Raw genomic sequence first — 20,567 nt, forward strand, 5'->3', positions numbered from 1 at the left:
AGCGTTTTTCTGAAACATCCTCCCCGTGAAATGTGATCATTTTCCCGGGAGCGACGGATTGAGCGGCCCCGGCGCGCCTGCCATAGATTGCGCATGAAACTTGCTATCAACGGATTCGGCCGCATTGGCCGCGCCATCCTGCGCCAGATTCTGACCACGTCGCGCGGAGACGGCATCGAGGTGGTGCGGATCAATGATATCGCGCCCTTGGACATGTGCGCCTATCTGTTTCAGTACGACAGCACCTTTGGCCCCTTTGCCCATCCGGTGGAGCATGGCGGCGATGCGCTGCAGGTGATGGGGCGCACCATCCCGGTGAGCCATGAGCCGGACCTGACCAAGGTGGATCTGAGCGGCGTCGATCTGGTGCTGGAGTGCACCGGCATTGCGCGGACCTCCGATGTGGCGGAACGCGGGCTGAAGGCGGGCGCTGCCAAGGTGCTGATCTCCGGCCCCTCCCCGGCGGCTGAACTGACTGTGGTGCTGGGTGCAAACGAGGAGACGCTGGGCGATGCGCGCATCGTCTCCAATGCCTCCTGCACCACCAACGGGCTGACGCCGCTGGTCAAGCTGCTGGACGGCATCGCAGGCATCGACACCGCGCATATGACGACGATCCACTGCTATACCAACTCGCAGCCGATGGTGGACGCGCCGCGCGGCGATTTTGCGCGCTCGCGCGGCGGTGCGCAGTCGATGGTGCCGACGACGACATCCGCCATGCATCTGATTGATGAGGTGCTGCCGCATCTGAAGGGCCGCGTGAGCGGTGCGGCGGTGCGGGTGCCGACGGCCAGCGTTTCTGCCATCGACATGGTGGCACAGCTGAAAACCCCGATGCGCGAGGCGGAGTTCGATGCCGCGCTGCGTGAAGGGGTCGCCGCATCGAAGGTGCTGGGCTGGACCGACATGCCGCTGGTCTCCTCCGACCTAAGGGCGCGGCCGGAATCGCTGGTGATTGCCGGGCCGGAAACCCGTATGGCAGGGGATACCCAGGTGCGGGTCTTTGGCTGGTATGACAATGAATGGGGGTTTTCAGCCCGGATGCTGGACGTGGCACGGCTGATGGCAGGATAGGCCCGCCCCCGCAAAACCTGTGTGCAAGCCCGCCCGTCCGGCGGGCTTTGCTATTCCTGCAGCCTGCGCCCTTTTCCTGCCAGGCGGAACCAGCGGAAGATCAGCATCAGAACAACCATGCAAACCGCCAGCCCGATCAGATCGCCTGCCGCATAGACCGCCATCACCGGCAGCTGATCGCCGGGAAAGATCAGCCCGGAAAACACCAGCGATTGCCCCAGGGAATTGAGCACAGAAGCCACGGCTCCGATGGCCAGCAAGCCGGACCAGGCCATGCGCCGCGACTGGCCGGCATAGAGGTTCCTACCCAGCAGCCGGGCAAGCTCGAAGGCCGCCAGCGCCGAAACAGCGCCAACAGCGATGGATTCCAGCAGCACCGGCTCCATCAGCTGGCGCACATTGGCAGAGGTGAACAGCAGCTCAGCCAGAAGGGCCCCGGCAGCAAGCGGCAGGACGGCCTTCCAGCCAAGCAGCCAGACGCTCAGCACCCGCACCCCGTGGGGCAGGTAAACAAGGCTGGCAAAGACGGTGATGTCCGGCAGGAACAGATTCTGCACCGGCGTGACAACCCAAGCTGTCAAACCGTGGCAAATAACATAGGCGGCAGTGATGACCGCGAAACTCTGAACACCGGGGGGCAACTGCAATACTCGTATCATGCCGCCCCTTTAGACAGAGGACAGAGAAGCTGCAATCCGGTTATTGAACGAACGTCCAGCCGCCGTCAGCCAGCGACCTTGTCTAAGCAGACCACGTAATGCTTGGCCCTGCTGCCCCCGGCCCGTTCCAGCAGGCCAAGCGTTAGCAGGGACTTCAAGGTCCGGTGAAACGTCGCCTGCGCAATGCCCCGCACCAGGCGGTGGCTGCGGATCTGTTCGGACTGAACCGCCGCCCCCGGTGCGCTGGTCAGCGCGTGGGCCGCAAGCAGCACGTCCCTTTCGGCGCGGCTCAAACGGTCCAGGCCAATGTCGCGCTCCATCTCATGCAGCATGTCGCGAAGTTCGAAAATAGATTTCAACCGATCCACAATTGCACCCCCGGAATACTAAACCATTGCTCCAGCACTGATAAAATCCGTACCTATGAAACGACACCACGGGAAAATTATCAATCCGACAATTATCTGGACAGTAACATTCCGCGTGGTATCATTCCAGTCAGGCTTAGCTGCGTTGTGAGTGGTGGCTGCGCCTGACGTTTAATCAAAGTATATTGTTAACCAGTGTCAGCTCCGGCGGGTTCACCTGCCGGAGCTGAACTGGATAGTACAGTTTCCCCACGGTTTTCCAATCACCTTTCCGGCCATTTTCACCGTGCAAGCGCCAAACTGGCAAGATTGTGCTGGCGCAGCCCTGTTCCCCTTTGCAGCGAGCCGCCGCGGCCGCCGGGCTGCGCGGCAATCTGCCGCTGGGGCAGGCGCCGCCGGACCCGGCGCAAAGCTGCCGCTTTGCCGGTTCCATCCCCCATTTTACCCGTGCTAGGCTCCCCCCAAGCCGCCAGCCGCCCTGCCGGGCTTTGCGGCCGGAATTGATTAGCCCGCTGCCGGGAGCCGACATGAATTTTCTCTTCCGCCCGCGCCCGCTGGCGTGCGCCATTGCCTTGGGCCTGCTGGCTTTTTCTCCGCCTGCGGCCCTTGCCGCCGACGCAGCCCTGAAGGCGCCCGGCGCGAGCCAGGAGCTGGCAGACCGGTTGCGCGGCGCCTCTGCCTCGGTTGCGGCAAGCGGGGAGACCAATGTGCAGGAGCTTTTGGCGGCAGCCCTGTCAGACTACCGGACATTGGTGCAGGTGCTGTATGATGCAGGCCATTTTTCGCCTGTGGTGAACATCCGCCTGGATGGGCGCGAGGCCGCGGGGATCCAGCCGCTGAACCCGCCCAAAAGCATCAGCAAGGTCGAGATCACCGTGCAGCCCGGCCCCCGATTTGCCTTTGGCAAGGCGGAGCTTGCCCCCTTTCCGGCCCAAAGCGAGGTGGAAATCCCGGCGGCTTACGCCCCCGGGCAGCCCGCAAGCAGCGGCGCCATCCGCGAAGCGGCCATTGCCGGGGTGCGGGCCTGGCGGCGCAGCGGCCATGCCAAGGCCACCCTCGCGCAGCAGAGAATCACCGCCGATCACCTGCAGGCCAGGCTGGACGCGCAGCTGCGCCTTGCCCCGGGGCCCAAGCTGCGGTTCGGGCAGATGCGGATCTTTGGCGAGACCGCCGTGCGCGAAGAGGCCATCCGCCGGATTGCCGGTTTCCCGGCGGGTGAGGAATTCCACCCCGATCTGGTGTCAAAATCGGCCACCCGCCTGCGCCGCACCGGCACGTTCTCAACAGTTGTCCTGCGCGAGGCGGAGCAGCCCAACCCGGACGGCACCCTGGACTTCACCGCCCAGGTTGAAGACCTGCCGCCGCGCCGCCTGACCTTCGGCGCCGAGATCAGCTCTTCGGACGGGCTGGAAATCTCTGGCAGCTGGATGCACCGCAACCTGTTCGGAGCCGCCGAAAAGCTGCGCATCGAGGCCCGCCTCAGCGGCATCGGCAGCAGCAACGACATTGACGGCCGCATCGCGGTGCGGCTGGACCGGCCTGCGAAACTGGGGCCGGATGACAGTATCTTCTATCTGGCAGAGGCCGAGCGGCTGGACGAGGAGCACTACAGCGCCACCCAGGTGCTGGGGGCGGTTGGCGCCCGGCGGACCTTTTCCGACATGTTTTTTGCCGAGGCCGCGCTGGGAGTCTCCTCAACCCTGGCAGAGGATGTTTTCGGCAAGCGCCGTTTCAAATACCTGGCAGGCCGGATCCGCGCCGAATACGACGGGCGCGACAGCCGGGTGAACCCAAGCAGCGGCTTTTTCCTGCAGGGCGGCGCCACGCCATTTATCGGCATCGGCGGCAGCAAATCCGGCCTGCAGCTCAAAGGCGACGGGCGTGCCTATTACGGGCTGGGCGCCGAAGACCGGATCGTACTGGCCGGGCGGCTGCAAATCGGATCGGTCATCGGGCCGTCGCTCAGCGAAATCTCCCCCACGCTGCTGTTCTTTTCCGGCGGCGCGGGATCGGTTCGCGGCCATGAGTTCCAGTCGCTGGGGGTGCCTGTTGGCGGCGGCACCGCAGGCGGGCGCAGCTTTTTGTCCCTGTCAGGAGAACTGCGCGGCAAGGTGACAGAGAAGATCTCGCTGGTTGGCTTCTACGACATCGGCCTTGTCGATGCGGACAGTTTTGTCTCTGGTTCCTCGGCCCGCCATGCGGGTGCGGGTTTCGGGCTGCGCTATGATGTGGCCGGCATCGGCCCGATCCGGCTGGACCTTGCCTATCCGGTGGACGGCGGGTCCGAGGACGGGCTGCAATTCTACATCGGGATAGGACAGGCGTTTTGAGACAGTACCTTAGCCTTGCTCTGGCCGCGGGCCTGACGGTGGCGCCTGTAGCGGCGCAGGACACCGGCGATGAAGATGCCGGCGGGCTGCTGGTCGGCTTCCTGGAGGACACGCTGTCCGGCGACAGCCGCTATATCAGCGTGTCGGGGCTGGAGGGGGCGTTTTCCTCCGAGGCCAGGATCAAGAAGATCACCGTCGCGGATGAACTGGGTATCTGGCTGACCATTGAGGAGGCGGAACTGGACTGGAACCGGCTGGAGCTTCTGCGCGGGCGGTTCTCGGTCAATCAGCTGTCTGCCGAACGGATCGCGGTGGAGCGGGCGCCGGAGCCGCTGCCGCCGGACCCGGAGCTGCCAGAACCTGAAGCAGCACCCTTTGCCCTGCCCGAACTGCCGGTGGCGATCGAGCTGGGCCAGATCAAGGCTGCGCGGATTGACCTGGGCGAAGCGCTGGCCGGCACCGCTGCCAGCCTGTCGGTCGAAGGGTCCCTGAAACTGGCTGACGGGGCGCTGGACACGCGGCTTGAGGCCGCGCGGCTGGACAAACCCGGCGATCACCTGCAGCTGATGGCCGGCTATGACAATGAAACACAAGAGATCGCGCTGGACCTGGTGCTGCAAGAGGCGCCGGGCGGGCTGATTTCCCGCAGCCTGGACCTGCCGGGCCGGCCCGATCTGAAGCTTACCGCCAAGGGCGCCGGGCCGGTTTCGGATTTCACCGCGGATATCAGCCTTGCCACCAATGGCACCGAACGGCTGGCGGGCCAGGTGGTGCTGGCGGCCCGCCCGCTGCCCGCAGGCGCAGCTGCCGGCAGCCCGCGCGATATTGGGTTCTCTGCCGATCTGGGCGGCAATATTGATGTGCTGCTGCCGCCGGTCAATCGCCCGTTCTTTGGCCCCGGATTGCGGCTGAACGTAAAAGGCGCACGTGCCGCCAGCGGCGCCGTGGCGCTGGACACGCTGGTTCTGCGCACCAGCGCGCTGCAGGTCACCGGCGCCGCGGCACTGGACGCGGGCGGCAAGCTGGACACCGCCAACCTGAAAACCGCCATCACGCCGCCCGCAGGTCTGGCCGCCGTCACCCTGCCGGTTGCGGGCGGCCAGACCACGCTGGCCGGGGCCGACCTTCAACTGCGCAAGGCAACAGACGGCAGCTGGGCTCTGGACGGCGTCCTGAACCAGCTGAGCCACCCGGGCGCGCTGATCGGCCAGGCCGAAATCGCTGGCCGCGGCACGCTGGACCAAAGCAGCGGCTTTGCCCTGGAGGGGCGCCTGAGTGCCGGCCTCAGCGGGTTCCAGCCGCGTGATCCGGCGCTGGCGCGGGCCGCTGGTGAGGACATCCGGTTCGAGGGCACGCTGAGCACCGAAGGCCCCGGGGCGCTGCGTATTACGGAGATGGAGCTGCGCGGCAGCGGTTATGAGGCCGCCGGCGATGTGGCGCTGGACGGGCTGGAAAGCGGGCTGAAAGTGACCGCGGACCTGGCCGCAAGCGCAGCTGATCTTGCCCGTTTTTCGGATCTGGCCGGGCGCCCGCTGGGCGGCGCGGTGCGCGGCGCGGTGAAGGGCTCCTTCACGCCGCTCTCCGGTGCTTTTGACACCGATCTGGAAGTTACCGCCCAGGATCTTTCCGCCGGCATCGCCCAGGCGGATGCGCTGCTGGCGGGCACCACCACCCTGCAGCTCAAGGCGGCACGGGACGAAAACGGCATCGCCATCGACCATTTCGACCTGGAAGGCAGCGCCATTGCCGCCGCCGCTGCAGGCAGCCTCAACAGCGATGCCGGGCAGATGGAGATCACCGCCGAACTCAGGAAACTGGAGGTGCTGGTGCCGCAGAACCCCGGCACGCTGGCGCTGGCCGCCACCCTCAGCCGCAATGGCAACCGGCTCAGCGGTGTGGCGGAGTTGAGCGGGCCGCACACCTCCGGCGCCAAGCTGGACGGCTCAGTCACGCTGGAGGGCGATGCGGATTTCACCTTTGCCGCCGCGCTGCACGAATTGGAGCGCTTTGTGCCGCAGCTTCCGGGCAAGCTGAGCGCCGATGGCACCGCCAGGCGCCGCAATGGGGACTGGCAGTTTTCGGCCGCGGTGGCAGGGCCCACCGGATCTGCCGCGGATTTCGAAGGCAGTTTCAATGAAGGCGACGGCAGCGCCGATCTGCGGTTTGATGCGGTGATGGAACAGCTGCAGCGTCTGGTCCCCGACCTGCCCGGCCGGCTGGCGGCCAAGGGCAGCGCCAGCCGCCGTGATGGCACCTGGACCATAGACAGCACCGCCAGCGGGCCTGCCGGCATCGACAGCCGTGTGGCAGGCAGCTGGAACGAGGCAAAGGGCACCGCCGATGTCACCGCCAAGGGCACGCTGCGGCTGGAGGGTGTGAACCCTTTTATCTCTCCGAACCTGCTGCAGGGGGCTGCAAACTTCGATCTCGCGCTCAAGGGGGCGCCTTCGCTGGACGCCCTGAGCGGCACCGTATCCATCCCCGGCGCCTCGCTGGCGGTGCCGTCAGCCGCCCAGCGGGTGGATGATATCAACGCCACTGTCTCTATCGCCCGCTCCAGCGCCCAGCTGCAGGTCTCGGCCCGCCCCCGCGATGGCGGGACGGTGCGGGTCAGCGGGCCAGTCGCGCTGCTGCCGCCGTTCAACGGCGGCCTGCAGATCGCCATCGCCGATGTGGTGGTGACAGATCACCTGTCTTACGAAACCTTGCTGAATGGCTCGCTGGCGATGTCCGGTGCCATGGCAGGCAGCAACCGGATCACTGGCCGTATTGATGTGGGCGAGACCAATATCAACCTGAACACGGCGGGAGGCTCGGTCTCGGCAGCGCCCATTCCGCCGGTGCGCCATGTGGGCGCGCCGCGGGAGGTGCGCCAGACGCTGGCCCGCGCCGGGCTGACCGGCAGTGGCGGCAGCGCCGGCGGGTCAGGCAGGACGGATCTGGATATCCTGATCAGCGCGCCATCGCGAATTTTTGCCCGCGGCCGCGGCCTGCGCTCGGAACTGGGGGGCGAAATCCGCCTGCGCGGCAGCACCGCGCGGCTCTCGCCCTCCGGCCAGATCAGCCTAATCCGCGGCACCTTTGATATCCTGGGCCGGCGGCTGGAGCTGGACGAGGGCCGGATCACCCTGCTTGGCGATCTGAAACCCTATCTGGAGTTCAAGTCCTCTGCCGCCACCGACCAGGGCACCGCGACGCTGGAAATCTCCGGCCGGGTCGACGCGCCGGAGATCAAGGTGACTTCGGATCCGCCAAGACCCAGTGAAGAAGCACTGGCGCTCTTGCTGTTCGGCGACAATATCCAGGATATCTCGCCGCTGGCGCTGGCGCGGCTGGCCGGCTCGGCGCTGACCCTCAGCGGACGCGGCGGCGGTGCCCAGGACAGGGTGCGCCAGGCGACCGGGGCCGATGACGTCGATATCGGAGCCGACAACCTGGGCGCCGGGCAGCTGGGGCTGGGCGGCTATGCGGCAGAGAATGTCTATACCGATTTCAACGTCAACACCCGCGGCGAAAGCGAATTGAGCATCAATCTGGATGTGACCGGCAGCCTGACGGTGCAGGGCACGGTGGACAGCGAAGGCGAAACCGGGTTCGGGCTGTTCTTCAAACGCGACTACTGACCAAGGTCCGTCCGCAGCCCTTCCGCGCGCCCCGGCAACCGTTTTCCGGCACGGAAAACGGCCCGGAAATCAGGCGATTTCCGGATCGGAATTCGTACCGGTTTCCGCAACCCCGGCAGCGGCAAGCGCCACCTGGGCGGCGCCGCTGACCCCCGCTGCATCGTCAGTGATCAGCCACAGGGGCACATCAGAGCAGATCGCCCCAAGCCGCCCGCCAGGGGCAGTATAGCTGTCCAGGAACTGGGCCCGCGCCGCCGTGTTCAGGATGCCGCGCGCCACGCTGCCTGCGAAAAACAGCCCCTGCCGCGGCAGGTAAGCCGCCGTCAGCTCCCGTGCCAGCAGCCCCAGCAGATGCGCCCATTCGCAAACGGTGCGGGCTTCCGGCGCCTTGGGGTCCGCCAGATACGCCGCCTCCACCGCTTCGGCACTGCTGGCGGCGCTGCCGGTCAGCGCCTGGTGAAAACGCACAAGCCCCGGTCCCGAAAAAAGCGCCTCGATACTGGAAAAATCCTGAGGCGCACGCCCCAGAACGTCCTCCAGCCGGCGGCACAAAGGCTGCGGCAGTCCCGCATGCCCCATTTCCGCCTCCAGCGAAGCGCCGCTAAGCGATACGGATATGTTGAAGCCGGTGCCAATTCCTGCAACCAGCGCCTGGCCGCCGCTTTGCCGCCCGGCCCGCAGACTGCAAAGCTGCCCCGGGATCAGCACCGGCAGCGCATGGCCAAGCGCGGCCAGATCGTTGACGATCCATGCCTTGGCGCCGCCTGTCAGTCCCAGCGCCGCAGCGATGCTGTCCGTGCTGCCCCGCCAGTTGCGGTTGCTGAGCGCGAAGGCACCATCCGCAACCGGGCCGGCCACAGCCAGGCAAGCCCCCTGCAGCGGCGGCAAACCCGGCTGGGCGCAATAGGCCTGCAGCACGGCCTCAAGGCTTGCGAAACTGTCATTGGAAAAACTCTGCAGCGCAGTCACCCCGATGCCGGGTGCGGCAAGGGCCAGCCGGGTCCGGCTGGCGCCCACATCCCCGGCCAGAACAGTCAGCTCAGCCGCCATGGGCCGCGGTCCTTTCTGATGTTTTCCCGGGTTTGAGACTGCAGCATTCGCGCCGCATTTGCAATTGAGCAGCGGCAGGATGCTTGCGGGCTTCGGCGGAAGTTTGCAATTTGACAGGGAAATTCCGGAACCGACGCAGGACGGGTGCAGCGTGCAGACATCACTTGGCCAAAGGCTGGCCGCCCGCACCGGGCGCATGGCGCATCAGCTGCGGCTGCAGGTGTCGCTGCGCCGGCTGCACGGCCCGTCCCGACGCTTTGCCGCAGCGGATGAGGTGGTGCTGATCGCCCTGGTGCGCGATGGGGCCTATTATCTGGACGTGTTCTTCGACCACTACCGGCGGCTGGGCGTTTCCGCTTTTGTCTTTATCGACAACGGCTCCGCCGATGCGACCCTGGAACGCATCCGCCAGGAGCCGGGCACCGCGGTGCTGCGCTCCGCCCTGCCCTGGCTGTCGTTTGAAAACAGTTTCCGCGGATATGCCGCCCGCCGTTACGGGCAAAACCGCTGGTGCCTGTTTGCCGATATGGACGAGCTGTTCGATTTCGAAGGCAGCGGCACAGCAGGGCTGGCCGGGCTGACCCGCTACTTGTCGCAGCATGGCTACACGGGCCTGCAGGCCCAGATGCTGGAAATGTTCCCGCGCGGACCGCTGGCCGCAGCCCGCAGCCTGACCTATGCCGAAGCGGTGGCCCAGTTCCGTTTCTCAGACATCACCGCGGTTAAGGCTGTGGACTATCATGCGCCGGAGACCGGTTTCTCCTACTGGCTGCAGCACAACCGCCTGCCGCCCGGCGGAGCGCAGATACTGTCGGGCGGGGTGCGCGGCAAGGTGTTCGGCGAGACCTGCTGCCTCAGCAAGCACCCGCTGGTGTTTAACGGGCCCGGAGTGCAGACCGCGGTGCATCCCCATGCCTCTGCCGGGTTGCAGCTGGCCGACATGGAAGGGCTGATCCGCCATTACAAATTCGCAGGCGACTCCCTGAGCCGGGATTTGCAGATCCAGGCCGAAGCGGTTTCCGAGCACGGTGAGGACAGGCTGCGGGCCAGTGCAATGCAGTCCCGCCCCAGTCTGGGGCTGTGGTCCCCGGACGCGGTGGAAGACGCCGGTATTGCAGATCTTCAGCACCAGGGATTCCTGCGCCGCTCAGCGCAGTACAGCGCCTTTCTGGCGGGAGGCTGCCAATGAGCGCGCCTGCCACCGGCGCCGTGGTGATCGGGCGCAACGAAGGCGAGCGGCTGATCCGCTGCCTGCGCTCCCTGCAGGGGCAGGTGCAGCAGGTCATCTATGTGGACAGCGGCTCCTGCGACGGGTCGGCAGAGGCCGCCCGCGGTCTGGGGGCGGAGGTGGTGAACCTCGACCTGTCGCAGCCCTTCACCGCTGCGCGCGCCCGCAACGCCGGGCTGGCAGCCCTGTCCAAGGACACCGCTTTTGTGCAATTCGTTGATGGCGACTGCGAGGTTGATGCGGATTGGATCAGCACGGCCCTGCGGTTCCTGCACGCCTGTCCGCAGGCCGCCGCGGTCTGCGGCCGCCGCCGTGAACGCTTTCCCGGGACCTCCGTTTACAACCGGCTGTGCGACGCCGAATGGGACACCCCGATTGGCGAGGCCAAGGCCTGCGGCGGCGATGCGCTGATGCGGGTGGCGGCGGTCTGCGCGGCCGGGGGTTACCGCGACAGCCTGATCGCCGGCGAAGAACCCGAATTGTGCCTGCGGCTGCGGCGGGCGGGCTGGCAGATCTGGCGGCTGGATGCTGAAATGACACTGCATGACGCCCAGATGCTGCGGTTCAGCCAATGGTGGAACCGCAGCCGCCGCGCGGGCCACGCTTTTGCCGAGGGCGCCGCCCTGCACGGTGCCGGGCCGGAGCGCCACTGGGTGGCCGAGACCCGCCGCGCGCTGATCTGGGGCGCTGCGCTGCCTGCCGCCATAGGCCTGGCGGCGCTGATTGAGCCGCTTTTCCTGCTGGCCGCCCTTGTGTACCCGGCCCAGATTGCCCGCCTGTCCCGGCGGATGGGCGCAGAGCGCGCCCTGTTCACGGTGCTTGGAAAATTCGCCGAAGCCGCCGGCGTTTTGGAATTCCACTGGAACCGCAGGCGCGGCAAGGCCAGAGGCATTCTAGAGTACAAGTAGCACGCCTGCCCGGCGCAAACGCGGCGCCGCGCGGGCGCGGCGCAGGGGCCTTGCCCCTCTTGGCCTGACGGCCAATTCACCCCAGGATATTTGCGGCCAGATGAAGACTGGATCCCTTATTCTTCTGGCCGCAAATATCCCGGAGCGCGAGGCAGAGCCTCGCATCCCCAGGTCTCAAGGCAGAAATACCGCCAGGGATCAGCGCGCCCGGATGCGCCAGGCTCTGAGACACTGCCTGGGCAGGACCGACAAGCATTTTGCATAGCGCGGCAGCAGCCGCGCCGGGCTGGACAGCGCCCGCCAGAGCCATTCCATCGCAATCGCCCGCACCCAGGCCGGTGCCCGTTTCTGATGGCCGCCGAGAAAGTCCAGCCCGGCCCCAACCGAGGCAAAGCCCGCGCGCGGCGCCAGGCGGCGGCCGCGCTGGGCCAGACGCTCCTGCTTGGGAGCGCCAAGCGCGAGGAAACACAAACACGGCCCCGTCTCATCCAGCCGGTGCAGGATCTGGTCCGCTTCCTCGCCATCCGGGTCGAATACCCCCGACGGCGCCTGCGTCCAGGCGATTTCCAGGCCAGGCACTTGCGCCGTCAGCGCGTCTTCGGCGTCCTGCAGCGCCGCGCCGGTGCTGCCTGCCAGCACCACTGGCACACCGGCCCCGGCAGCAAGCCGGCACAGGGGCAGCACCATATCAGAGCCCGGCATCAGCTCCACCGGGCGCCGGGCGAGGCGCGACAGCCAGACAATCGGGCGCCCGTCCGCAACCACCAGGTCCTGCGCCTGATAGGCCGGCAGGAAACCCGGGACCTCTGCCAGTTTTACCAGGTGATCCAGGTTGATCGTGGCCAGCGCAAACCCCTGGCCTGCCGCAAAACGCGCACGGATCTCCGCGTCCAGCATGGCCTTGCGGGGCATGTTCACCGCCACCCGGCGGCCGCCAAAGTCGAAATACACTGCAGCCTCCAATGATAGCGCCGCCCTGTCATAGCGCTGCCGCGGCCCGCAAGCCAGCGCCGCGGCAGCCGCGGCGGCGCTGCGTGGCAAAGCTGCACCCTGTTAACCCGTTGTTGCAAATCCGCGCGACAGCGCTGCGCGCAACAGGTAAAGTTTGATGCAAATACCGGGGAACTGAGGGAGCACGGGGCTTTGCCCAACGCTTTGGCCTATCTGATGCTGCTGGCCTGGCCGCTGGCCAGCCTGATCCTGTTCCGGCGCCTGCCGCTGGAGCGGGCGGTCCTGTGGAGCCTGATCGCGGGCTACCTGCTGCTGCCGCCGCTGGCCGAATTCGACCTGCCGCTGGTGCCGGACATGGATAAATTCGCCATCCCATCGGTGATGGCCTTTGTGCTGTGCGTTTTCCTGCTGCGCAAACCGGTGCCGCTGATGCCGCGGCACCCGGCAGTGCGGCTGCTGGTGCTGTTGTTCGTGTTCGGGGTCATTCCCACCGTTCTGACCAATGGCGAGCCGATCCTGTTCCGCAAGATCGCCAATTCCGACCCGATCATCTTTCTGACCGATCAGCTGCCGGGGCTGCGCTGGCGCGACCTGGGCTCGGTGATCATCAACCAGGTGATCGTGCTGATCCCCTTCCTGCTGGCGCGCCGTTATCTGTCCACCCCCGAAGCCCAGCGGGAATTGCTGCTGGCGCTGATGATCGCCGCGCTGGCCTATACCGTTCCGTCGCTGATCGAAATCCGCTTCAGCCCGCAGATGAACGTCTGGATCTACGGCTTCTTCCAGCACGATTTCAGCCAGATGATCCGCCAGGGCGGTTTCCGCCCCATCGTGTTCCTACCCCACGCCCTGTGGCTGGCGTTCTTCATGATGTCAGCAGTTCTGGCCGCCGCAGCCCTGGCGCGGGCGTCACAGGGCAAGGACAGGCTGCGCCTGGCACTGGCCGCAAGCTACCTCTTTGGTGTATTGGTGCTGTGCAAGAGCCTGGCCTCGCTGGCCTATGCGCTGGCCTTCACACCGGTTGTGGCATTGGCGCCCTTGCGCTGGCAGCTGCGTGCGGCCCTGCTGCTGGCGCTGATCGCGGTGGTCTATCCAATGCTGCGCAACACCGGGCTGGTGCCGACCGAGGCGCTAGTAGCCCAGGCCGAGGCAATCAGCGCCGAGCGGGCACATTCGCTGAACTACCGCTTTGAGAACGAGGCGCAGCTCTTGGCACGCGCCGCCGAGAAGACCTGGTTCGGATGGGGCGGCTGGGGCCGCAACCTGGTGCGCCATGAGGAGACCGGCCAGATCCTGTCGATCCCGGACGGGCGCTGGATCATCGTCTTTGGCACCTTCGGCTGGCTCGGCTATATCGCCGAGATGGGTCTGCTGGCCGCACCGCTGGTGCTGCTGGCCTATGCTGCAGCCCGTGCGCCTGCGGGCGGCGTTTCCCCCTATGCGGCACCGATTGCCCTGATCCTGGCGGCCACCATGGTGGATATGCTGCTGAATGCAACGCTGATCCCGATCACCTGGATGTGCGCGGGATCGGTGCTGGGCTATGCAGAGCGCCTGCTCTATCCGGATCTGTTCCGCAAGAAACCTGCACTTTTCGGCGGCACCCAGGCGCTGATGCCCGATGCCGCCGGGCCGGACAGGCGCAGCATCCTGTGATGCCGCAATCTTTCCGCTTTTCCGGCTCAATTTGACACAATGCGTCCACAGGCACGCCCTATGGATTTACGAAGATAAACGCAACGAAACCGGCATGGGGCGCAGATGGGGATCTTGCGCTGCCCGCCGGGAACAGGCCGCCGGGGAGAACCCCGGCACAAGTAAAGATCAACCCGCCCGGGGGCTTCTGCCAGTGCTGCAAAGCAGGCTGGCCGCGGCGTGCCGGGCTATCTGTGAAGGGCCTTCGGGCCAGGTGGTGGCGATGCAGCATGGGAAAGCCGCAGCGGGGGGCGCTGCCAAGAAAGAACCGGCGGGCGATATTGCGATTGTCGGTCTGTCCGTCGCGGTGCCGGGGGCCGGGTCGGCAGAATTGTTCTGGCAGAACCTGCGCAGCGGTATCGAATCGATTGAGGTGCTGGACCGCGAAACGCTGCTGGCAAACGGCGAGCGCGCCTCTGTTCTGGCCGATCCTGACTATGTCCCCGCCTCTGCTCCGCTGCAGGGGTTTGACGAGTTTGATGCGGAATTTTTCGGCTTCAGCCCGAAAGAGGCCGCGATCCTCGACCCGCAGCACCGTAAGTTCCTGGAAGTTGCCTGGGGCGCGATGGAAAACGCGGGCCATCCGCCCGAAAGCATCAATGGCCCCATCGGCGTTTATGCGGGCTGCGGCATGGGTAGCTATTTCTATTTCAACATCTGCTCGAACCCATCACTGGTCGATGACGTCGGCATGTTCCTCTTGCGCCATACCGGCAACGACAAGGACTTCCTGTCGACCCGCGTCAGCCACGTTTTTGACCTCAAGGGGCCGTCGGTCAACGTGCAGACCGCCTGCTCCACCTCGCTGGTGGCGGTGCATTACGCCTGTAAAGCCCTGCGTGAGGGCGACTGTGGTGTGGCATTGGCGGGCGGGGTCACTATCGAGCTGCCGCAGGGGCGCGGCTATCTTTACAAGGAAAATGAGATCCTCAGCCCGGACGGCCATTGCCATGCCTTCGACCACCGGGCGAAGGGCACGGTGTTCGGTTCCGGTGCAGGCGCGGTGGCGTTGAGGCGGCTGGAGGATGCGGTTGCCGACGGCGACCACATCTGGGCGGTGATCAAGGGCTCTGCCATCAACAACGACGGTGCGGACAAGGCGGGTTATCTCGCGCCTTCCGTCGGCGGCCAGTCGGCGGCGGTGCAATCGGCACTGGCGGCCGCGGGTACTCCGGCGGAGACCATCGACTATGTCGAATGCCACGGCACCGGCACCTATTTGGGCGACCCGATCGAAGTCTCCGCCCTGACCGATGCCTACCGGGCCACCACTCAGGACAGCGGTTTCTGCCGCATCGGCTCAGTCAAGACCAACATCGGGCACCTGGATACGGCGGCAGGTGTGGCGAGCCTCACCAAAACCGCGCTGGCGCTGCACCACAAGGAAATCCCGCCCTCGCTGGGATTTGAGGCCCCGAACCCGGCAATTGATTTTGAGAGCTCGCCGTTCCGCGTGAACGCCGCCCTCACCCCCTGGACCCCGCACAAGGGTCCGCGGCGCGCCGGTATCAACTCGCTGGGCGTCGGCGGCACCAATGCGCATGTGATCCTGGAGGAAGCGCCAGAGCGTGCCGCGTCAGAGGAAAGCGATTTTCCGTTCCAGATCCTCTGTGTTTCCGGCCAGTCCAAGGCGGCGCTGGATGCCAACACCCAAGCCCTTGCAGAGTACCTGAAGGCGAACCCCGAAGCGGACCTGGCCGACGTGGCCTATACGCTGAAGGAAGGCCGCCGCGGCTTTGCCAAACGCCGGGTTCTGGTGGCGGAGACCGCCGCTGAAGCCGTTGACCTGATTGAGGAAAAAGATCCCCGCAAGGTCTTTACCCATGACCGGCTGGGCGACGCGCCAGAGGTGGTGTTCATGTTCCCCGGCGGCGGCGCGCAATATGCCGGTATGGCGCGCGACCTTTACGAGACTGAGCCGGTCTTTGCCGACTGGATGGACCGCGGGCTGGAGCATCTGCAACAGAGCCTTGATTACGACATCCGCGCGATCTGGCTGCCGGAGGACGGCGCGGAGGACGCCGCCAATGCCAAGCTCCAGCAGCCCTCGGTGCAGCTGCCGCTGATCATGATCGTGGAATACGCGCTGGCGCAGCTGTGGATCAGCTGGGGCGTGAAGCCCGCGGCGCTAGTTGGCCACTCCATGGGCGAAAATACCGCCGCCTGCCTGGCCGGTGTCATGTCCTTTGAAAACTGCATTGACCTGGTGCTGCTGCGCGGGCGGCTGTTCGACACCGTGCCTGCGGGCGGCATGCTGTCGATTGCCCTGCCCCTGGATGAGGTCGAAGCCATCATCGGGGACGATCTGGACATCGCCAGCGTCAATGCGCCCTCGCTCACCGCTGTTTCCGGCCCGCAGGAGGCGCTGGACAGGCTGTCGGCAGAGCTGACCGCCCGCGAGGTCGAACACCAGCGTATTCCCATCGACATCGCTGCGCATTCGCGGATGCTGGACGGCATCCTGCAGGAATACGGCGATTTCATCCGTTCCCTGACCCTGTCGGCGCCAACCCTGCCGGTGATTTCGAACCGCACGGGGGCTGACCTGACCGCGGAACAGGCTACCAGCGCCGATTACTGGGTCGGCCAGCTGCGCAATACCGTGCGTTATGCCGCCTGCATTGAAACTCTGGCTAAAACCCCGGACCGGGTATTCCTGGAGGTTGGCCCCGGCAAGGCACTCAGCGCCTTGGCGCAGATGTCGCCTGCGGTGAAGCAGGGTCAGGTGCTCAGCTCGCTGCGCCACCCGGACCAAGAGGTGATGGACGACAGCTATTTCTTTGGCATCATCGGCCGTCTTTGGGCCTGCGGGGTGGAGGCCGACTGGGAACAGATCTGGGGCGAGGCGCGACGCAACCGCCTGCCATTGCCCGGCTACGCCTTCCAGCGCAGCCGCTATTTCATCGAGCCGGGCAAACCGGCGGTGGAGGAAGAGGCCGCACCCGAACGCCACAGCGACCCCAAGGATTGGGGCTACCGCCCCGCCTGGCGCCCGCGTCTGGCCGATTGCTCCTTGGATGTGCTGCAGGAGCTGGACCAAGAGCCGCACACCTGGCTGATCTTCGAGGATGACGCCGGCCATGCCGCCCGCGCCGCAGGCCAGCTGGAGGCAGCAGGCCATACCGTTGCGCGGGTTCGCGCGGGCGACACCTATGCTCAGCTTGCGCCCAACGTCTATGTGCTGCCGCCGGAACAGGGCCGCGCCGCCTATGGTGCGCTGATGGCGGATCTGGCGGACGCCGGTCTGTTGCCGGACCGCATCGCCCATTTCTGGCTGGTGACCGAGGGGGAAACCTTCCGCCCCGGTTCCTCCTTCTTTGACCGCAATCTTGAGATGGGCTTCCACTCGCTGACCGCACTGGCACAGGAGCTGGGCAATGCCGAATTGCCGGTTCCGGCGCATCTGACGGTCTTAACGACCGGCGCCGCGCAGGTCCGGGATGAGGCACTGCCCTACCCGGAAAAGGCAATGATCGCAGGCCCCTTGGGGGTGATCCCGCGCGAGCTGCCGGGGCTGACCTGCGCCGCTGTGGACATTGAACTGCCGCAGGCCGAAAAAGGCCTGTTTGCCCCCCGCAAACCAGTGCAGGCTGACATCACGAACCGCATACTGGAGGAGCTGTTGGCGGAACCGGCAAACCTCTCCGCCGCCTGGCGCGGGGAGAAACGGTTTGAACTCAGCTGGCGCCCGCAGCCCCTGCCTGAACCGGAAACGCCACCATTTAAACAGGGCGGTCACTACCTGATCACCGGCGGCTATGGCGGCATCGGCCTGACCATCGCCGGCCACCTGATGCGCAACTACGGCGCCAAAGTCTCGCTGATTGCCCGCGATGGCCTGCCGCCGCACGAGGCATGGGAGCGGTATCTGGCCAGCCACAGCCCGGCCAACCGCACCGCCCAGCGCATCCGCGCCGTCATGGCGCTGGAGGCCGGTGGCAAGGGTTCGGTGCTGCCGCTGGCCGCCGACGTCTGCAACAGCGGCGACTTGCGCGCGGCACAGGATCAGGCAGAGGCAGCCTTTGGTCCGGTTACCGGAGTGTTCCACGGGGCCGGCGTCATCAATGACGGCCCGCTGCTGGCCAAGGATGAGGACCTGATCGCCCAGGTTCTGGCCCCCAAGGTCAGCGGGCTGCGGGCGCTCGATGCCGTGTTCCCGGACGGCAGCCTGGAATTGATGGTGCTGTTTTCCTCCTCCTCCACCGTAACCCGGCCGGCGGGCCAGGTGGATTACATCGCCGCCAACGAATACCTCAACGCCTGGGCCAAGCACCGCACGGGCGGGCGGACGCAAGTGATTGCCGTGGACTGGGGTGTCTGGGCCGACACCGGCATGGCCGCTGGCGCCATGGCAGGCCGCAACGCAACCGCAGGCGCCAGCGCGCCGGAACCCTGCCCGCAGCCGCTGCTGCAGCAGCAGGCGTTCGACGCCGCGGGCAACCGCATCTTCACCCCCCGCTTCGGCACTGCGGAGTGGCTGCTGGATGAGCACCGCACCAAGGATGGCACTGCGCTGGTGCCCGGCACCGGCTATGTCGAGATGGCCGCCGAGGCGCTGGCGGCCATAGGCGTTGATGGGCCGTTCGAAATCCGTGACCTCTATTTCCTGCGCCCGATGGTTGTGCAGGACGATAAGCCGCAGAATGCTGTCATTAAATTAGAAGCTGATGAAAATGATTATGAACTGTTCGTTTACTCCGGGTATACAAATGGTTACCGTCTAAATTGTCAGGCTATGCTGGCCAGCGCGGCGGCGGCAGAACGCCCTGCCGCGCTCAACCTCCAGGATATTCTCACCCGATGCACGGAGGAGCAGGCGCCAACCGCCGGGCGCCTGCGATCCCCGCAGGAGGCGCATCTTAAGTTCGGCCCGCGCTGGCATGTGCTGGACCGTGCTGCCCTGGGCGAAGGTGAAGGGCTGGCCCATCTGTCACTGCCGGATTGCGCTGCGCAGGACGGCACTCTGCTGCATCCCGGCCTGATGGATCTGGCCACCGGCTGGGCCATCGGATTGATCCCCGGCTATCAGGGCGGCGCCTTGTGGGTGCCGGTTTCCTACCGGTCGATCAGGGTCTTTGCCCCGCTGCCCAGGCAGATTTGCAGCCACGTGCGGCTGGCGGAAACCCATGACAGCGGGTCCGCGGAGTTTGCTGCTACCCTGACGGATCGCGACGGCACTGTGCTGGCAGAGATCGAAGGCTTCCGGATGCAACGACTTGCCAGCGGTCTTGATGCCTCAGCAGGACATGGCGAGCCAGATGCGACAGCCGCCCAGTTGGGTTTGGAGCCCGCCAGCAGCCCTCAGCCGCTGTCACCCGAGGAACGCCGCCTGCAGCTGAACATCTCAAACGGAATCAAGGCAGAGGACGGCGGCGAGGCACTGGCGCGCGCGCTGGCCTCAGGCTTGCCGCAGGTGGTGGTCTCCTCGCTCGACCTGCCCGCGCTGATCGCCCAGGCGGATCAAAGCGCACCGGCAGTGGCAGCAACGCAGTCCTTTGAACGGCCGCAGCTCGACACCGGCTACGTCGCCCCGCGCAACCCGGTGGAGGAGCAGCTGGCCCAGCTGTTTGCCTCTCTCCTCGGGGTCAGCCAGGTCGGGGTTGAGGACAGCTTCTTTGACCTCGGCGGCCATTCTCTGATTGCGGTGCGGCTGTTTGCGCAGGTGAAACGCGCCTTTGACGTGGAATTCCCGCTGTCGGTGCTGTTTGAGGCGCCCAGTGCTGCCGCGCTGGCGGAGCGGATCATCGAGCGCACTGGCGGCGGTGTTGCCGAGGAACCAGGCGAGCCCGCGCACACCCCGGAAGAGAAACCGCAGTTCACCCACCTTGTGCAGCTGCACCCAGGCGATGGCACCGGACGGCGGCCCTTTTTCCTGGTCGCGGGCATGTTCGGCAACGTGCTGAACCTGCGGCATCTGGCGCTGCTGGTGGGCAAGGACCGCCCGGTCTACGGCCTGCAGGCCAAAGGGCTGGTGGGCGCGGACGCACCGCACGACCGGATCGAGGACGCCGCCCGCAGCTGCCTGAATGAGATTCGCCAGATCCAGCCCGACGGTCCTTATCTGCTGGGCGGCTTCTCCGGCGGCGGCATCACCGCCTATGAAATGGCGCAGCAGCTGAAGGACCAGGGCCAAGACACCGCCGCGCTGATCCTGCTTGATACGCCGCTGCCGGTGCGCCCGGCCTTGAACCGGCAGGACAAGGCGCTGATCAAGCTGGCAGAGCTGCGCAGCAAGGGCGCGGGCTACCTCGGCGAATGGGCCAGGAACCGCATTGCCTGGGAGTTCGAAAAGCGCCGCACCAAACCGGCGGAAACCGGCGCCCTGCCGGAGTTCAACAACCGCAAGATCGAAATGGCCTTCCGCACCGCGGTCGAGGCCTATGCCCTGCAGCCCTGGCACGGCCCGTTGACCCTGTTCCGCCCGCCGCTGGACCGCAAATGGCAGGTGAGCGGCGGCAATTGGGTCAGCGGCGAACGTGAATATGTCTTTGCCGACAACGACTGGACCCGCTGGGCCCCCGCCGTCGAAGTGGCCGAGGTGCCGGGCGACCATGACAGCATGGTGCTGGTGCCGAACGTCAGCGTGCTGGCGGCAGGCGTCAAGGCACGGCTCGATGCCGCCGACCGGGCGGCGGCCTCCGGCCCGTCGCGCACCGTCCGGGCAGCGGAGTGACCGCC

Annotated in this window: 11 protein-coding genes; 7 read left to right on the top strand and 4 right to left on the bottom strand. The window is 66.2% G+C overall.

Features of this window, described 5'->3' with window-relative positions; all coding sequences use genetic code 11:
- Positions 1 to 93 precede the first annotated feature (93 nt).
- Positions 94 to 1,077 carry a type I glyceraldehyde-3-phosphate dehydrogenase gene (locus ACXAEK_RS20945; protein ID WP_475044881.1) on the top strand — a complete coding sequence of 328 codons (984 nt, stop codon included), beginning with the start codon at positions 94 to 96 and terminating at the stop codon, positions 1,075 to 1,077.
- 50 nt (positions 1,078 to 1,127) lie between these two features.
- Here ACXAEK_RS20945 and ACXAEK_RS20950 read toward each other — a convergent pair whose 3' ends face one another.
- Both ACXAEK_RS20950 and ACXAEK_RS20955 read right to left on the bottom strand, forming a co-directional pair.
- Positions 1,128 to 1,724: a hypothetical protein gene (locus ACXAEK_RS20950; protein WP_475044882.1), complete on the bottom strand. Its 597-nt coding sequence runs from the start codon at positions 1,722 to 1,724 to the stop codon at positions 1,128 to 1,130.
- Between the two features lie 77 nt (positions 1,725 to 1,801).
- Complete coding sequence (locus ACXAEK_RS20955; protein WP_475044884.1) at positions 1,802 to 2,104, bottom strand: hypothetical protein; 303 nt, start codon at positions 2,102 to 2,104, stop codon at positions 1,802 to 1,804.
- Between the two features lie 527 nt (positions 2,105 to 2,631).
- Between ACXAEK_RS20955 and ACXAEK_RS20960 the strand changes: the two genes are divergently transcribed.
- Together ACXAEK_RS20960 and ACXAEK_RS20965 are read left to right on the top strand one after the other, a co-directional pair.
- Positions 2,632 to 4,434, top strand: a complete 1,803-nt coding sequence (locus tag ACXAEK_RS20960) for an autotransporter assembly complex protein TamA (RefSeq protein ID WP_475044885.1) — start codon at positions 2,632 to 2,634, stop codon at positions 4,432 to 4,434.
- Positions 4,431 to 8,057, top strand: a complete 3,627-nt coding sequence (locus ACXAEK_RS20965) for a translocation/assembly module TamB domain-containing protein (RefSeq protein WP_475044887.1) — start codon at positions 4,431 to 4,433, stop codon at positions 8,055 to 8,057. Before ACXAEK_RS20960 ends, ACXAEK_RS20965 begins: the two co-directional genes overlap by 4 nt.
- 69 nt (positions 8,058 to 8,126) lie before the next feature.
- Here the strand turns inward: ACXAEK_RS20965 and ACXAEK_RS20970 are convergent, their stop codons facing one another.
- Positions 8,127 to 9,107, bottom strand: coding sequence for a glucokinase (locus ACXAEK_RS20970; protein ID WP_475044888.1), 981 nt, complete (start codon positions 9,105 to 9,107; stop codon positions 8,127 to 8,129).
- 151 nt (positions 9,108 to 9,258) lie between these two features.
- Between ACXAEK_RS20970 and ACXAEK_RS20975 the strand changes: the two genes are divergently transcribed.
- On the top strand, positions 9,259 to 10,296 hold the full coding sequence (locus tag ACXAEK_RS20975; RefSeq protein ID WP_475044889.1) for a glycosyltransferase family 2 protein: 1,038 nt from the start codon (positions 9,259 to 9,261) through the stop codon (positions 10,294 to 10,296).
- On the top strand, positions 10,293 to 11,243 hold the full coding sequence (locus ACXAEK_RS20980; RefSeq protein ID WP_475044890.1) for a glycosyltransferase family 2 protein: 951 nt from the start codon (positions 10,293 to 10,295) through the stop codon (positions 11,241 to 11,243). Before ACXAEK_RS20975 ends, ACXAEK_RS20980 begins: the two co-directional genes overlap by 4 nt.
- Positions 11,244 to 11,441: 198 nt before the next feature.
- On the opposite strand, the gene ACXAEK_RS20985 is transcribed toward ACXAEK_RS20980, so the two are convergent.
- Positions 11,442 to 12,155, bottom strand: a complete 714-nt coding sequence (locus tag ACXAEK_RS20985; protein WP_475045338.1) for a WecB/TagA/CpsF family glycosyltransferase — start codon at positions 12,153 to 12,155, stop codon at positions 11,442 to 11,444.
- A gap of 231 nt (positions 12,156 to 12,386) precedes the next feature.
- Between ACXAEK_RS20985 and ACXAEK_RS20990 the strand changes: the two genes are divergently transcribed.
- Both ACXAEK_RS20990 and ACXAEK_RS20995 read left to right on the top strand, forming a co-directional pair.
- Complete coding sequence (locus tag ACXAEK_RS20990; RefSeq protein ID WP_475044892.1) at positions 12,387 to 13,850, top strand: hypothetical protein; 1,464 nt, start codon at positions 12,387 to 12,389, stop codon at positions 13,848 to 13,850.
- 262 nt (positions 13,851 to 14,112) lie between these two features.
- Entirely contained in the window at positions 14,113 to 20,562 is a 6,450-nt protein-coding gene (locus ACXAEK_RS20995; protein WP_475044893.1) for a type I polyketide synthase, read from the top strand.
- The last annotated feature ends 5 nt before the right edge of the window (positions 20,563 to 20,567 follow it).

It is taken from the genome of Leisingera sp. ABM4_101 (assembly GCF_056158725.1).